The following is a 16,114-nucleotide window of genomic DNA, read 5'->3' on the forward strand; positions in this document are numbered from 1 at the left end:
ATTTTTTGATTGATTTAATTTTGAGTCGAGTGCCTTCATGAGCTTATCTCCAAAGCAAGAACAATTGTTCAAACAAGCCAATAAACATATTCCGGGTGGCGTCAATTCACCTGTACGCGCATTTAACGGCGTCGGTGGTACACCGGTCTTTATCGAAAAAGCCCAAGGCGCATATTTGTATGATGTAGACGGAAAACGTTATGTGGACTATGTCGGTTCATGGGGACCGATGATTCTGGGTCACGCCCATCCTGCAATTATTCAAGCCGTTCAACAGGCCGCAGTAGATGGTTTAAGCTTTGGTGCGCCAACAGTTCATGAAACCACGCTTGCCGATATTATTTGCGAGATCATGCCGTCGATTGAATTGGTACGTATGACCAACTCGGGCACGGAAGCCACCATGACAGCGATTCGTTTAGCGCGCGGTTATACCGGCCGTGACAAGATTGTAAAATTTGAAGGCTGTTATCACGGTCACTCAGACTCGCTTCTTGTAAAAGCAGGTTCGGGCTTGTTAACTAAAGGTGAGGGCGAAGCGACATCTGCGGGTGTGCCAGCTGATTTTGCCAAGCATACCATCACGCTTCCATACAATGACATTGCGACTTTAAAAGAATGCTTTGCCAAGTTTGGTGCTGAAATTGCCGGCGTGATTGTGGAGCCTGTGGCAGGCAACATGAATCTGGTGAAACCAATTGACGGTTTTCTGCAAGCGATTCGTGATGTTTGTGATGAGCATGGTTCAGTCTTTATCATCGACGAAGTGATGACCGGTTTCCGTGTTGGCTTAGGCGGTGCGCAGGCACATTATGGCGTAACTCCGGATTTAACCACATTGGGTAAAATTATTGGTGCAGGTCTGCCAGTCGGTGCCTTTGGCGGTAAACGTGAAGTGATGGAATGCATTGCGCCACTGGGTAAAGTGTATCAAGCAGGAACATTGTCGGGTAATCCATTGGCAATGCGTGCCGGGATTGAGATGTTTAAGCATCTTCGTGCTGAAGGTTTCTATGAAAACCTATCTGCGCAGTTGTCAAAACTTCTTGCAGGTTTACAAGCAGCAGCAGACGAGGCAGGCGTACCCTTTAAAACCCAACAGGTCGGTGGGATGTTTGGTCTGTACTTCACCGATCAGGAAGACATCACCAGCTTTGATTCGATGTTGAAATGTGATATCGATGCTTTTCGTAAATTTTTCCATGGCATGTTGAATCGGGGTGTGAATTTAGCACCTTCTGCATTCGAAGCTGGCTTCTTCTCGGCTGCACACAGCGATGAAGATATTGAATTTACCATTCAGGCTGCGATCGAGACTTTTGCTGAGATGAACGCTTAAATTTTAATTTTTTTAAAATCCTCCCTCTTGCGAAGCGGTGCTTTTCACCTTTTCAAAGGAGGGAATTTTATCTGTACAAATAATAAATTTCCCCTCTTTTCCTTGTGCCATATCTGGCTCAGGGTTAGGGGAGATTAAATGCTAAAATTATGGATATTCATTCATGCAAACCAAACACTATTTGACTCTAAGTGATGCGGAATTTCTATTGGATCACGCCCATCAATACGCAATTCAGAATAGCTTCAATGTCAGTATTGCCGTAGTCGATGAAACGGGCAATTTGCTTGCGATGAAACGTATGGATGGTGCAGCACCGATGACTGCAAATCTGGCCATTGAAAAAGCCAGATGCTCGGCGATGAGTCGCCGTCCATCCAAGCTGTTTGAAGACATTATCAAAAGCGGGCAGATGGGCTTTCTGACTATGGAAAGTTTCTCGGGAATGCTGGAAGGTGGCGAACCGATTCTGTATCAAGGGCAACTGGTGGGTGCGATGGGTGTATCAGGTGTGAAATCATTTGAAGATGCAGAGATTGCGCAGGTGGCGATTAAGAAGTTTTTGGCGCAGCAGAGCTAGACATTATACGCTTGAGAATGTACTTATCTTCTCAAGTCTAAGTTAAAAATAACTATCGGATAAGATAGTGATGCTGTTGTTTAACCATTTCATTATATTCTGTCGAGTTATACAGCTCTAAACAGCTCATTAATATGGCTGGCCTTGCTTGATTTTTATATACCTCAGTTTTTGCTTTCATAGATTGGTTTATATATTCTTTCAAATTTTTATACGCGGGTTCTTCATATGCACCCTGTTGGAAATACCCGCCCATCGCTAGAGCAGCCTCAGAACTGAGGGATTGATCCTGAGCCCTCGTCAGACAATAACTAAAGCCAAAATTTTTGATATTGAGCTCATCCGCATTTGATATGGATGGAATTAAGTCTTTTGCATAACATGCACTTATCACTAGACAACTAAAAAGTACAGCAATTATTTTCATTATCTTAAATTCCAAAACAGAATATCTGTGGTTCTTAGGCTCGGTGTATCATGAATAAAGTAGCAACTATCTCCACAATCATTTCCATTCCATAAAGTGACATGTCCAGAAGCATCTCCCCAACCAGAGACTTTAAAAATAATAATTCCTTTTTTCCCTTTTAATTGTGATGATAAATCCTGGTTATTTTGAGGCTTGAAGGAGAGATCTGCAGTTCCTAAATTTTGTTCAACAAAGCTGATCATCTCGCGAACCCTAAGTAAATAAGGTTTATGATCAGCGCCTCTGACTTTATAACCTCTGGTTGACTGTTTAATTGGCATTCCGCCGTAGTTGAAAGATCTACTTAATCTTAAAGCACAAGCATTTGCGTATCCTGTAGGATTTTCTTGATATAAAGCCATAGCTTGACCTCCCACCATAGAATACACATCACTTGCTGACATTTTTACCGGATAATATTTCCATAATTCGGAAAATAAAGGTCTTTTTGCTTGTATGGTCGAAGACCGACCACCAGCCCTTGCAGTTATACTCACCATATTTAATATTCCGTATCAATTATTATAGTTTTTCCTTTAAAAATATTTTTAAGTACTCCCTTACCTTCAGTATCAATATCAAGTGAAATCGTAAATGGATGAAATGAGTTGATCTCAGAAGATTCTGGTTTTATTTCTATATCAATAGTATCTCCTCGTGCATAACCTGAAGTTTCTATATGCAAATTCAAGTCATCAAAAAATCTAGATTTTCTTTTTAGAAGAATAAGGTTATCTCCATAACTCCAATAAATATTATTAATGATCTTTTCTTCTTTTTCTTCAATGTATTTAGTAGCTGTATCTGATATTAATTGATCAATTTTACTTGAGACAATACCATTATTCATAACAGCCAAATCAGAAGTTTTCAGAAATTTTGAACCACAAGTTGATGTGTCTCCTGCCGCAACAATGCTTCTACCCAGGACGACCATAAAGCCTCGATTAGAAGCAAGAGCTTTCGATAGGACATTACATTTAGGACAATAATGTACCATTCCATCCAAATGCACAGCTTTTCCTTCCACCAGAAAGGAAGGGTCGCCAAAAGTAATGATTCCCCCATGATCGGTTTTACAGCCGACTGTTATTAATGCTCTCATTATTATTTGGTTATTATTTTTATTAAAGACCATAATAACATGACAATATAAAATGAAAGGTTTAGTTTAAAATTCATTTAATCAGTTTGTATATAATGACTGAATGTATCTGAATATAGATACAAGCATTTTTGCTTTTAATTTTTTAAATATAGCCCTGTTGACTTTTAAAGTATTGAGTAACCCTCAATCTGAGTTAGCATATACAGTTACGAAAAAGCCGACTGTCTGAAGCCAAAGAGTCTCCCATGCTGTACCCAATACCCAAAAAAATCCAACTTGCCCCATCTCAAGCCAAATGGCAGCTTGCATCGAACCAATCGGTTTTGGTCTTAGTCGGATTACAAAACTTGCGTATGCAACAGGGCATACAAGAAAGTGCACTCATGGCAAATTTGATTCAACTGACCAATAAAGCCAAAGCACTGGATATTCCCATTGTCGATTTATATGGTGATGACCTGATGCAGGGCATGCAACAGCTTGGTGAATATGCCTCCACGCATCCACAACTGATTTTTGCCGGGCAGGTCACACCGATGCTCAAGCAAATCTTACCGCATTTGATGAGTGTGACGGATCAAATAGGTGTGGTCGATGACGCAATCTTATTGGCCAATCAGGAACAGCATATTCAGTGGATCGAAAATATTTCCAGTCAAGGTGTGCATCACTTAAATACTTATAGTCTGACACGGTTGTGGGATTTAAGTGCGCCCTCAGACTATGTCTTATCAACCAAAGGTATTATGTTGGCTGTGGCAGAACAGCTAGACATAGATGCTCTGGAGATTGATTCCTATGTCGATTTAAGAAATTATGGATTGGACTCTGTAGCCGTGGTGAGTTTGGTCGGTGTATGGCGTGCACATGGTGCCAATATTCGTTATGAAGATGTACGACAGCATGCATCTTTGCATGAATTGGCAGGCTTCATTTTACAATCCTCAGGTTGATACGCTGCGATTGAGCATTTTTATGACCTAAATCGGAAATTTCATCAGCATTTACATAAAAGCGCATTGTAATTATGGGCGAAGCTTTCTATCATGGCCGCCTTGTTTTTCGCGATCAGCCTGGGATTGAACTTTGAGTAATTTTCTAACCGAACATCTGATACATTGTGATGACGATTTCATGGTCATCCACAAACCTGCAGGTTTACTCACAGTTCCCGGGAAAACAGAAGATTTACAAGATTGCCTGATTAACCGATTATTAAAAATAGAACCAAAAACCTTACTGATCCATCGACTGGATCGCGATACTTCCGGCATTCTCGTGTTTGGTCTCACAAAATGGGGACAAAAAACCATTTCCCGCCAGTTTCAGGAACGCCAGACCGACAAAACCTATCAGGCCGTGGTCGCCGGTACACTCGAAGGTGAAGGTAGCATTGAGGTGCCCGTGGTATATGACCCAAGCCGTCCGCCCTTACATATCGCAGATCCCGCACATAACAAGCCGGCCATCACGCATTGGCAGGCGATCGAACACTTTAATATTCAGGGACAAGCCGTGACCCGGATGAAACTTACGCCAATTACCGGCCGTTCACATCAGTTGCGTGTGCATATGCAATATCTGGGGCATCCGATTATCGGCGATACCTTATATGCGACACCTGAACAGCAACAGCTCAGCTCGCGTCTACATTTACATGCTGAACGTTTGAGTTTTTATCATCCTCAAACAGATCAGCTGGTCGAATTTTATTGTCCGGCGCCGTTCTAGGAAATACTTCTTGAATCGGCGTGAATTATGCTCACTTTTTAGTGGGCTTTATGTCAAAATACATTGCTTGAAGGTGTGAAATTTTGCTCCAATGACGTTTCGTGATTGAGCCTAATATTCATAATCTTGTACTTAAGATAAAGGTGGAAAAATTGCAGCAATTTGCTATTGGTCAACGTTGGTTATCAGATACTGAAACAGAACTCGGTTTAGGCGTTCTTATTGATGTTGATGAGCGGTCGGTTAGCATTTTATTCCCGAAAAGCGATGAAACTCGTGTCTATGCACGTAGCAATGCACCCTTATCTCGTATCGTATTTAATGTGAAAGATGAATTACAGGATCAGGAAGGAACCAAATGGATTGTAGAATCCGTGGAAGACCGCAATGGCGTGGTGCGTTATCACGTCATTCGTACCCTGGAAGATGGGACTGAAGAACGTAAATCGCTGAATGAAACCCGCATTGGTGCCACCATCCAGCTGTCCAAGCCTCTAGACCGTCTACTGGCCAGTCAGGTCGATTATAAAGAATGGTATGACTTGCGCATTGAAGCGCTGCTGATGCAGGCCAATATGCAAAGCAGTCCACTGCGCGGTTTGGTCGGTTCACGTGTCGGCCTGATTCCGCACCAGTTGTATATTGCGCATGAAGTCGGTCAGCGTTTTGCTCCGCGTGTATTACTGGCCGATGAAGTCGGTCTGGGTAAAACCATCGAAGCGGGTTTGATTATCCATCAACAGCTGAAAACTGGCCGTTCTGAACGCATCCTGATTTTAGTACCAGATTCGCTGCAATATCAGTGGATGATTGAGATGCGCCGTCGTTTCAATCTTGAGTTCTCGTTATTTGATTTGACCCGTACTGCATCAATCAAAGAGCATGATCCTGAACAAAACCCATTCCTGACCGAACAAAAAATTATTGCCTCTGTCGATTTGATGGTCGACCATGAAGATCTGCGTGAACAGGCGCTCGAAGCCGGTTTCGACTTGCTGGTGGTCGATGAAGCACATCATTTGATGTGGAGCGAAGAAGATGGCGGTAATGACCGTTATGATCTGGTCGAAGAACTGGCTGAACATACGCCGGGCGTATTGTTATTGACGGCAACACCGGAACAGCTCGGGGTAGAAAGTCACTTTGCACGCCTGCGTTTACTCGATCCGCAGCGCTTTAACTCGCTGGATCGTTTCCTGGATGAAGAAGCGCAATATCAGCACACCGCTAAAATTGCAGAAGTGTTGATGTCAAATCTGCCACTTGAAGCAGAACATTTGACTGCGATTGAGGCCTTGTTGGGTCATTCAATTGAAGATCATCCTGAGCAGCGTTTCCGTGCCATTCACGAACTTTTAGACCGTCATGGTACCGGTCGTATCCTGTTTCGTAATACGCGTGAAGCCATTCAGGGCTTCCCGGGTCGTGACTGTCAGCCGGCACCATTACCAGCACCGGAACACTGGTCGAAAGATGGTAAGTTGCGTGAGCAAATGTGGCCTGAAGAAGCCCAGCTCGATGGTGCATGGATGGAAGCCGATCCACGCGTGATGTGGCTGATGGAGCGTTTACGTACCGATCTTAAACACAAGAAAGTCTTACTGATTGCGCGTAGCGGGCCAGTGGTTGAAGCGCTGGAAAATGTACTTCGCTTACATGCCGGTATTCGTACCGCGATGTTCCATGAAGGCATGAGCTTGTTAGAGCGTGATCAGGCTGCCGCTTATTTTGCTGAAGATTCGTATGGCGCGCAGATTTTACTTTGTTCGGAAATTGGTTCAGAAGGGCGTAACTTCCAGTTTGCATCTGACCTGATTCTGTTCGATCTTCCTGCCAACCCGGACGTTTTAGAACAGCGTATTGGCCGTCTGGATCGTATTGGTCAGGAAAACCGGATTCAGATTCATGTGCCGTATCTGGTGGGAACTGCGCAAGAACGTATGTTCCGCTGGTATAACGAAGCCTTGAATATTTTCGGCAATATTTCCCCAACTGCACAAACCTTGCAAGAAAACTTTATTGTTCGCTTGAAAGACTGTCTATTGGCAGACAAAGGTCAAGCGTTTGAAGACCTGCTGGAAGAAGTCAGCGTACAACGTGAAGCTTTGGAAGCTGAATTGCAGGAAGGTCGTGACCGTTTGCTAGAGTACAACTCTTGCCGTCCGGTGGTGGCACAGGAAATTGTCAACGCGCTTGAAGACTATGATGACAATACTACTTTGCCGATCTTCATGAAACGCTTTATGGCGTCCACGAATATTGACTTTGACGAGCAAAGTAACGGTACCGTGATCATCAAGCCGACAGATCAAATGCAGGTTCAAGGTTTGACACTGGATGAAGAAGGCATCACTGCCACTTTCTATCGTGATCAGGCACAAATCCGCGAAGATGCGCAATACCTGACCCTGGAACATCCATTCACTGAAAGTGTGATGGAAATGATCAATACTCAAGGCTTTGGTAGCACCAACGTTGCGGTATTAAAATCTGCGGCACTGCCACAAGGTTCGGTATTGCTGGAAGTCTGGTTCAAGGTCGATGTGGTTGCACCGAAAGCATTGAACTTGCCATCAAGCCTGCCGCAACAATTGGTTCGTGTGTTATTAAGCGAGAAAGGTCAGGATCTTTCACAAAAAATTGCGCCAGAAATCCTGAAGCCGTATCTACACCATTTAGATGGCAACAGCTGCCGCCAGGTAGTGAAAGCACGTCGTGATGTGATTGAGGCACGTTATCAGCAAGCACTTGAACTGGCACGTAGTGCATTGCCAAACTTCAAGCAGCAAGCCAAAGAAGTGTATGGCAATAAATGGCAATATGAAATTGACCGTCTGACCTATCTGAAACAGTTTAATCCAAGTATCCGTGAAGATGAAATTTCACGTTTACAGAAGTTGCAGAAAGAAGGTCTCAGCCTACTGGATGGTTTATCTGTGACCCCGGAAGCAATCCAGGTGATGGTAGTCGTCAAGCCTTAAGTTTTAAGCAATTAAAAAATGCAGCTTTCGGGCTGCTTTTTTTTATGGCCGAAATTCGGCTTTTATATTGTTTTGGTCGGGGAATACTGGCCTGTCATTTTTCTTGTGTTTAAAATCAGCCTACTGAATAACAAGAACTAAAAAGTATGTCCAAAGCCTTTATTGGTCTCGGTGCCAAAACCACTCACGGTGGTATTGTGGTGGGAAGTGAGCCGTCTTTGATTATGAATGGCATCGCCGTACATTTAAATGGCATGAAGCATTATTGTCCCAAATGCCAGACCATGGTCACCGCAATCTCCAGCAATTTATCTATTACTGTCAAAGGACGGGCAATGCTTATCGCAGGGGATAAGACCAGTTGCGGCGCGACTTTTCTAGCCATGCAGCATTTGACGGTATCGCAGAAATAAATCTTAAATTCATTTAACGGAATAAATAGAGCTGACTTCAAGGTCATGCTTTGAGCGTTTTGGCACTATCACATGACTTTTCAGATCAGTAAGCTCATCCGATGATTTCAGGATGAATACGCGCTGCGTTTGGAAAATAATGAAACAAGCCCTACATTTTACCCATGCCAATGGCATCCCTGCGGCAACCTATCAGAAATTTCTGGACTGTTTCCAGCCAGAATATGAGGTCAAAGCGATTCCCTTGATTGGCATGAAGTCGCAATATCCGATTACGCCAGACTGGCGCTATCTGGTCGATGAAGTCATTGCAGATATCGAGCAGCAATTTCCTCAGCAGCAGGTGGTGGGTCTTGGACATTCCTTTGGTGGTCTGGTGACTTTGATGGCAGCGTATCGACGTCCGGAACTGTTTTCCAAACTGTTAATTATGGATCCGCCATTTATTATTGGAAAAAACAGCGCCATGTTTGAACTGGTTAAAAAGCTGAATCTGAAAAGTATCGATCGCTATACACCTGCAGGAATTACGCTAAAACGCAAGGATCACTGGCCATCGAAACAGGCCGCAGTTGATGCACTCAGATCAAACCGCTTATTTAGCAATTTTGATGAGCAATGTTTTGCTGATTATATCGAGAGTGGCATTCAGCCAGAACCTGAACGCGGTGGGGTGACTTTGAGCATTCCAAAACAGGTAGAAGCGGAGATTTTCCGGACTGTACCGGCATGGTGGTGGCGTACGCCAAGACGACCACCTGAAGTGCCGATTCATCTGATGACTGCAGAGCAGAGCCAGTTTTATCAGCAGGGTTTGCCGCAAGGCATGCAGAAAATTTATCGGATCAATTATTCAGTGGTCGAAGGCGGACATATGTTCCCATTGGAACGTCCGGAAGCGACTGCGGAGATAGTGAAAGCACAACTTGTACTGTTGTAATCGTCATAAAAAAGAGACGTCTGGTACCACTACTGTTCCACAATTTTAACTAGGCTATAGTTTGAATTGTATGGAGTAATAAAAGCAATTCGATAGTGTTTTTAAATATCTGATATTTATACTTGGATATTGCGCAGCCTCATCTTTCCTTTAAAAGTTTAAATGGATTTGTGCAGGCGCAACCCTACTTTGGAAAGCCCCAAAGTAGGCAAAAGTCTCTTATTACCCATACACGACGTCCTGTCGTGATAGGTAGTGTGTGGCATCCCTGCCACACGCGCGTAACTTAAAGCTAATCACTTTAACTTTGGGACAGTAATCCGTCTAGTACGTCTCTTTTTATATCATTTTACGCAAATTGGAAAATTAACGCAGCTGCGAATCTTCCAGATGGCGAGCGCCTTCCAGAATCATCCGAATCATGAGCATGGTCTGTTCGGCAATTTCCTGGCGGTCTTCAGCCGGCATGTCAATGACATTGGCCCCCATGTTAAACACCAGTTGAGTAATGGCTTTGGCGGCAATATCGGCATGTAATAACTTTCTATTATTCAGGCGTTCCAGACGAATCAAATCATCCTGCAATTCCTGCTGAAAATAATTTAACTGGCGTTCTACAGCCTGTTTATACGATTTTGAACCGGTATAACCTTCACGCAATAACAGGCTTAAATTGCCTTCATCTGCATCCAGCTGAGCAATAAAAATTTCGACCGAACTACGAATAATACTGCTTTGTCGGGAGGCTTTTAAGCGTGCTTCATGCAAAATCTGACGTAATACAATCCCGGCACGATCAATCAGCTCAATGGCCAGCTCATCAATATCTTTAAAATGACGATAGAAACTGTTTGGCGCAATGCCGGCCTCACGTGCGACTTCGCGCAGGCTCAACGATGCAATACTTTTTTGTGGACCAATCAGGTTTAATGCTGCCTGAAACAGTTCTTCTTTGGTAATGGTGGCCTTGCGACCGACACTCCGTACGATAATCGGCTCATCAATGCTTTTCGATTGTAGTAGAGATGCGTCACTGCTTATTTTCATTGAAGGCTCGTTCATCAATAGGTTCATGCATGAATCGTTTGATTATAACCGAGCACGACAGGCTTGTGAAATGAATGGAAACAATACACATGTATATACAAATATATATACATGTGTATAATAATTCAAAACCTCAAGATGATGTCGATAACGATGCATGTACTCCAAAAACTTAAAATGCCGTTGAATGCACTGTCTGACAGTGTCATCGATCAGCATGCGATTAATTTCTGGATTCAGAAACTCAATCCGATATGGTCGTTGAATCAGCCATTGGGCAAGATTGTGCACAAGGAAAATGCTGCACAGGATATGCTGAGTCTGAAAATTCAAGTGAATCGTTTATTTAAGTTTGGTAAAGCGGGGCAACACCATCCGGTCTATGTGGTGGTGAAGGGCATCCGTTATGAACGTAGCTATAGTTTGACCCATGTAGATGCCCAGCATGTGTTATTGACTGTGAAAAAAGTCCATGCCGGTAAAGTCAGCACCTGGTTTGCAGAGCAGGCGCAAGTGGGTGATGTCATCGAATTTGGTCAGCCTTATGGCGATATGACTGTGCCTCAGCAGGCGAGTCCACTGATCTTGCTTGCAGCAGGCAGCGGGATTACCCCAATGCTGAGCATGCTGGAAAGCCTGAGCAAAAAGGGTGAATTATCAACACCAGTGAGCTTGTGGTACTGGGTTAAAAAACATCAAGATGCAGCATTTAAAGCACGTTTCGAAGAACTTGCTCAGAAACATGCAAATTTCTCATTTCATGTTTATGCCACGCAAGAACAAGCTGCGGCAGCTCGTCTGAATGAAACTTATCTGACAGATTTGCAAGATCTGGAAAATAGCATGGTCTATTGCTGCGGCCCGTCAGGTTTTGTATCGACTGCAGAGCAGCTGTTTGCTTCAGCCAAAGAGTTTAAGGGTGAAGCCTTTAGCATGAGTCTGGCGGATCAATCCGATATCGGCTTTATTAATGTCACCCTGACTCAGTCGAAAAAAATTGTCAGTATTCCAAAAGGCCAGTCCATTTTGGTGAGTCTGGAACAACAAAATATCAAACCGACACATGGTTGCCGTATGGGCATTTGTAATAAATGCGCCTGCAATAAAGTGGAAGGTTCGACCAAGAATTTGGTAAACGGCGCACGAAATACTGAGCCAGGTAATCTGCTCAAAATTTGTGTTAACTCAGCGCAGACTGATCTAGTCATCGACCTATAAGCGAGTTTTATCCTATGAATATGCCAGTAAAATTTCAATATTTTAAAAATCCTAAAAACCGTGAATTATCACAAGTAGAACTCGATGAACTTGCACGTGAACTTGATGCGATCAAGCAAGAAGTGCTGGATGATTTAGGTGAAAAAGACGCGAAATATATCCGTCGTGTCTATTCAACCATCCGTTATTCATCAATTGCCGGTCGTGCGCTATTGTTTGCAGGCTGGTTCCCACCAGCATGGTTGCTAGGCACAGGTCTATTAGGCTTTGCCAAAATCATGGAAAACATGGAACTGGGTCACAATGTCATGCATGGTCAGTATGACTGGATGAATGATCCTAAAATGAATGGTCAGACCTATGAATGGGATATCGTAGGTACTTCGGATAACTGGCGTCAAACCCATAACTTTAAACATCATACTTATACCAATATTAAAGGTATGGATGATGATATCGGTTATGGTCTATTGCGTCTGTTCCCAGAACAGCGCTGGAAACCGGGTTATTTATTACAACCGATTTATGCGGTGCCATTCTGTTTGCTGTTCCAGTGGGGCGTGGCCATTCAGAACCTTGAATTGGGTAAATATTTCAAAGGTCGCAAAAGCAAAGAGCAGACCAAAGAAGAATGGCGCCCAATGCAGAACAAAATCGGTAAACAATTGTTTAAAGATTATGTGTTCTTTCCATTGATTGCAGGTCCTGCTGCTTTGCCAGTTTTGACGGGTAATATGGTGGCCAATGGTCTGCGTAATATCTGGACGTTCAGTATTATTTTCTGTGGCCACTTTACCAAAGATGTAGAGGTGTTCCCGAAATCGGTACTGCAAAATGAGAGCCGTGGTCACTGGTATATGCGCCAGATTCGTGGTTCATCTAACCTGACCGGTTCTGAAGCATTCCATATCTTGACGGGTCATTTAAGTCACCAGATTGAACATCATCTGTATCCTGATGTGCCTGCCCGTCGTTACCGCCAAATGGCGCCAAAAGTTCAGGCGGTGTGTGAAAAATATGGTTTGAACTACAACAATGCCAGTCTGGTAAAACAGTATGGCAGCGTAATCAAACGTATTGTGAAATATGCATTTCCGTTTAAGAAATAATATTTCTTAAAGCTAAAAACCACCTTATTTGAGGTGGTTTTTTTATGGATGAGGCTTATATTTAAACAAAAAAGTCTGGATGATTCAGTCATCAGATCTGCCTTAAAAGTATCATTGAGCGACAACTCATCTGTCATTTAAGTGCTTGTTAAAGATTATTATGGCGTATCAATAAAGCGGAAATTTTAAAGCCCTAATATGTCATTGAATCGGATGGTAGATTAATTTTTGGCAATTGCTGATCTTGTCCTTCCAGATAGCGTTGATGTGCCAAACTCAGCATTTCCTGATCTTCTTCGCTGTTACCATAGGCATAAATTTCAGCATAATCTTCCAGACGATATTTTTCTAAAATTCTCAGTTTCTTCTGCGCATTACTACAATCTGGAGTCTGATAAAATCCTGTTATTTTTCCAGCTTTGATTTCAACTTCGCTACACAGTAAATCGATATTTAAATAGGTACAGACCGGTTTCAAGTATAAATCCAGTGATGCTGAAACCAGCGCGATCTCATGACCCAGTTGCTGATGTTGCCGAAGTTGCTGCAACAGTTTTGGATTAAACTTAAAGACCAGCTGCTGGGCATAGTCCTGCGCCAGTTGTAAAATTTCTTCTGCATCGCTGTCCTTAAACATGTTGCCATACAATTTTGGACGCATCGCATGGGCAGGGTACAGCTTCAGATAATAGGCCTGAATCCAGGGCAGGAGACGAATGCCGCGTCTTAAAATATGCCGTTTTTTCAAGGCATAGAAAATGAACCCGGTAAAACTGTCGTCTGTATACAGGGTGCCATCAAAATCAAATAAGGCTAGAGTTTTAGGTGTTTGATTTTGCGCATGCATGTTTGATATCGACCATCGACACGGGTGGCAAACCAGTTGGTATTGTAATCACGACTCAGTTTTGGTCCAGAAATGACCACTTCCGGCATGATTGCATACATCGGATCTTTGCCTGTTTTTTCCTGATAGAGCTTGCTGATCCCACGATAGGTCATGGTATCTTCAAAATCTTTCTCTTTTTCTTTCTTTAAATCGGCGCGGATTTGACGTTCGGTAATAATAAAATTATTTTTCGCAAATACACTGATCAGCTCACGCTCGGATTGACTCTTCTGCGAACGGATCGCGCCATCTTTGTTATAGAGTAATAAATCGCCATCCAGATCGAGTTCAGCTTCAGTTAAATCATTGAGCATGCTCTGAAAAGCGGCATTCCGGCTGGAATACATGCCCGAGTTATAGTCTGCAAAACGGTAGATCGGTTTGTCATAATCTGCAGGATACATCATCAGACGATGAATCCCGTAATATAGGCCGCCATATTGCGTATAGACATCGGAGCGTAAGGCTGCGATGTTGCCACCTTGACGTTTATATTCCTTGACATAACTAATATGCACTTGCATTGAACCCAAAGTGGTAATCGGATTCATTTTCTCGCCAATGTTCTGGCCGACCAGTTTTGCAGCACCGGTCAGTGCGCTGACATGGTAATGCTTCGACATATAGTCAAATATTTCACGATATAACTCATCCAGTTCGCGTTCGGTTTTTACCCGGCGCATCTGGCTTAAATAGTTATCTTCTGGGCTTGGATGGTTCTTGAGTACTTCCTGGAAATATCCCGCAACTGTTCCACCGATTGCTTGTCCGAGTTTATCTTTGAATTTTTCTTCAAGACGATCCTGAACTTCTTTAACCGCTTTTTCTCCCAGACCTGGTACTGTAGGGTCTGCCACAAAATTGGATTCCTGATCGACCACGGCCACAATCGTGCAGACATTTTCCTTGGTTTGAGGAATACCCAACTGTTCGGTGATGTCGTAAATATCTTGTGCCCAGGACTCACGCTGATTTACCCGACTCGGAATTGCTTTACGAATATGTTCAACTTCAAGTGTCGGTTCATCATCTTTTGACCACCATGAGCCATTGCCACAGCCGGCAAGACCCAGAGAAAGTGCAAGTACAGACAATGACTTAACAGAAAAACAATCAGCAAAAGTTTTATTCATGGTGTGGTAAATTAATTGAAAAGATGAGCGAATAAGGCAGATGCAGTATACTATGCCCATCAAAAAAGTGATGAATTTATATGTATATTGGTCCATATCAACTGTCAAACAATTTGATTGTCGCCCCCATGGCAGGTGTGACTGACCGTCCGTTTAGAACCTTGTGCAAGTATTTTGGTGCAGGTCATGCGGTCAGTGAAATGATGACCTCAGACAAAACTTTGCGTATGAGCAAAAAAAGTCTCTACCGTGCCAATTTTGATGGGGAGCTGGCGCCTATCTCAGCCCAGATTGCCGGTTCAGATCCACAAGATCTGGCTGAGGCTGCGCGTTATCAGGTGGCCAATGGTGCACAAATTGTTGATATTAATATGGGCTGTCCAGCTAAAAAGGTCTGCAATCGATTAGCCGGTTCAGCCTTGCTACAGGATGAAGATTTAGTTGCCCGTATCTTGGATACCGTCGTGGCTGCGGTCGATGTGCCGGTAACTTTAAAAACCCGTCTGGGGTATTTAAATGGTCATGAAAATATCATGCGGGTGGCAAAACGTGCGGAAGATGCCGGAATTGCGGCGCTGGCTTTACATGGCCGTACCCGTGAAGATATGTATTTAAATACCGCACGCTATTCCCTCATTAAAGATGTAAAAGACATGTTGAATATTCCCGTGATTGCCAACGGAGATATCGACAGTCCTGAAAAAGCCAAATATGTGCTGGATTATACCGGTGCAGATGCCATCATGATCGGACGTGCAGCACAAGGTCGTCCCTGGATTTTTCGTGAAATTGCCCATTATTTAAAAACTGGCCAATATCTGGATGCGCCGAGTATTACAGAAGTTAAGGATGTTCTATTGGGACATTTGGCTGAGCTATATGAGTTTTATGGCGAGTATTCCGGTTGCCGAATTTCCCGGAAACATATTGCCTGGTATACCAAAGGTCTGCGTTCAAGCAACGAGTTTCGTCAGGGCATGTATCAGGTAGAAAATACAGCTGATCAATATCGTGTAGTAGAAGATTATTTTAATACTTTACTTGAACATGGCTCAACCATGAGTGATGTTCAGGTCGAACAGGTCAATTTATTAGAGTCCAAATGATGGCAGGCTAGTAGGAGGTAATCAAGAAATATGTTTTGTGTAGAAATACTA

16 protein-coding genes are annotated in these 16,114 nt (G+C 43.3%); 10 read left to right on the top strand and 6 right to left on the bottom strand.

Translation table 11 applies throughout. The annotated features are described in order from the left end of the window. The first annotated feature begins 37 nt into the window (after positions 1-37). Together hemL and FTU42_RS05235 are read left to right on the top strand one after the other, a co-directional pair. Positions 38-1,339 (top strand): glutamate-1-semialdehyde 2,1-aminomutase, encoded by a 1,302-nt coding sequence (hemL, locus tag FTU42_RS05230; RefSeq protein ID WP_180000784.1) that lies wholly within the window; start codon positions 38-40, stop codon positions 1,337-1,339. A 163-nt stretch (positions 1,340-1,502) separates the two neighbouring features. Beyond that, the gene (locus FTU42_RS05235) at positions 1,503-1,919 is read left to right on the top strand and encodes a heme-binding protein (protein ID WP_180083133.1); all 417 of its coding nucleotides are present in this window, start codon (positions 1,503-1,505) and stop codon (positions 1,917-1,919) included. A gap of 52 nt (positions 1,920-1,971) precedes the next feature. On the opposite strand, the gene FTU42_RS05240 is transcribed toward FTU42_RS05235, so the two are convergent. Genes FTU42_RS05240 through FTU42_RS05250 form a run of 3 tightly spaced genes read right to left on the bottom strand, consistent with a single transcriptional unit; the run spans position 1,972 to position 3,493 of the window. Beyond that, positions 1,972-2,346 carry a hypothetical protein gene (locus FTU42_RS05240; RefSeq protein ID WP_005171505.1) on the bottom strand — a complete coding sequence of 125 codons (375 nt, stop codon included), beginning with the start codon at positions 2,344-2,346 and terminating at the stop codon, positions 1,972-1,974. Then, on the bottom strand, positions 2,346-2,888 hold the full coding sequence (locus tag FTU42_RS05245) for a type VI secretion system amidase effector protein Tae4 (protein WP_005171502.1): 543 nt from the start codon (positions 2,886-2,888) through the stop codon (positions 2,346-2,348). Before FTU42_RS05245 ends, FTU42_RS05240 begins: the two co-directional genes overlap by 1 nt. A 2-nt stretch (positions 2,889-2,890) precedes the next feature. Continuing rightward, on the bottom strand, positions 2,891-3,493 hold the full coding sequence (locus FTU42_RS05250; RefSeq protein ID WP_005171500.1) for a PAAR domain-containing protein: 603 nt from the start codon (positions 3,491-3,493) through the stop codon (positions 2,891-2,893). A 248-nt stretch (positions 3,494-3,741) separates the two neighbouring features. On the opposite strand from FTU42_RS05250, the gene FTU42_RS05255 reads away from it, so the two are divergent. The 5 genes from FTU42_RS05255 to FTU42_RS05275 all read left to right on the top strand — a co-directional run bounded on the left by FTU42_RS05255 (position 3,742) and on the right by FTU42_RS05275 (position 9,561). After that, the gene (locus FTU42_RS05255; protein ID WP_005171498.1) at positions 3,742-4,449 is read left to right on the top strand and encodes a phosphopantetheine-binding protein; all 708 of its coding nucleotides are present in this window, start codon (positions 3,742-3,744) and stop codon (positions 4,447-4,449) included. Between the two features lie 133 nt (positions 4,450-4,582). Further along, the gene (locus FTU42_RS05260) at positions 4,583-5,227 is read left to right on the top strand and encodes an RluA family pseudouridine synthase (RefSeq protein WP_180083134.1); all 645 of its coding nucleotides are present in this window, start codon (positions 4,583-4,585) and stop codon (positions 5,225-5,227) included. A 143-nt stretch (positions 5,228-5,370) separates the two neighbouring features. After that, on the top strand, positions 5,371-8,208 hold the full coding sequence (gene rapA / locus FTU42_RS05265) for an RNA polymerase-associated protein RapA (protein ID WP_100328729.1): 2,838 nt from the start codon (positions 5,371-5,373) through the stop codon (positions 8,206-8,208). A gap of 146 nt (positions 8,209-8,354) precedes the next feature. Next, on the top strand, positions 8,355-8,621 hold the full coding sequence (locus FTU42_RS05270; protein WP_180083135.1) for a PAAR domain-containing protein: 267 nt from the start codon (positions 8,355-8,357) through the stop codon (positions 8,619-8,621). A gap of 139 nt (positions 8,622-8,760) precedes the next feature. Beyond that, a complete protein-coding gene (locus FTU42_RS05275) occupies positions 8,761-9,561 on the top strand; it encodes an alpha/beta fold hydrolase (protein WP_180083136.1) in 801 nt (266 codons plus the stop codon). 366 nt (positions 9,562-9,927) lie between these two features. Here FTU42_RS05275 and fabR read toward each other — a convergent pair whose 3' ends face one another. Continuing rightward, on the bottom strand, positions 9,928-10,608 hold the full coding sequence (gene fabR / locus FTU42_RS05280; RefSeq protein ID WP_005096625.1) for an HTH-type transcriptional repressor FabR: 681 nt from the start codon (positions 10,606-10,608) through the stop codon (positions 9,928-9,930). A 153-nt stretch (positions 10,609-10,761) separates the two neighbouring features. On the opposite strand from fabR, the gene FTU42_RS05285 reads away from it, so the two are divergent. Next, entirely contained in the window at positions 10,762-11,826 is a 1,065-nt protein-coding gene (locus tag FTU42_RS05285; RefSeq protein WP_218949802.1) for a flavin reductase family protein, read from the top strand. 14 nt (positions 11,827-11,840) lie between these two features. Then, entirely contained in the window at positions 11,841-12,935 is a 1,095-nt protein-coding gene (locus tag FTU42_RS05290) for an acyl-CoA desaturase (protein ID WP_005096627.1), read from the top strand. A 193-nt stretch (positions 12,936-13,128) separates the two neighbouring features. Here FTU42_RS05290 and FTU42_RS05295 read toward each other — a convergent pair whose 3' ends face one another. Further along, complete coding sequence (locus FTU42_RS05295) at positions 13,129-13,782, bottom strand: HAD family hydrolase (RefSeq protein ID WP_005096629.1); 654 nt, start codon at positions 13,780-13,782, stop codon at positions 13,129-13,131. Beyond that, the gene (locus FTU42_RS05300) at positions 13,749-14,957 is read right to left on the bottom strand and encodes a DUF1615 family protein (protein WP_005096631.1); all 1,209 of its coding nucleotides are present in this window, start codon (positions 14,955-14,957) and stop codon (positions 13,749-13,751) included. The genes FTU42_RS05295 and FTU42_RS05300 overlap by 34 nt, the downstream gene beginning before the upstream one ends. 80 nt (positions 14,958-15,037) lie before the next feature. On the opposite strand from FTU42_RS05300, the gene dusB reads away from it, so the two are divergent. Beyond that, positions 15,038-16,063, top strand: coding sequence for a tRNA dihydrouridine synthase DusB (gene dusB / locus FTU42_RS05305; protein WP_005096632.1), 1,026 nt, complete (start codon positions 15,038-15,040; stop codon positions 16,061-16,063). Positions 16,064-16,114 lie beyond the last annotated feature (51 nt).

Source organism: Acinetobacter sp. YH12102 (assembly GCF_013419125.1).
Lineage (GTDB): Bacteria > Pseudomonadota > Gammaproteobacteria > Pseudomonadales > Moraxellaceae > Acinetobacter > Acinetobacter pseudolwoffii.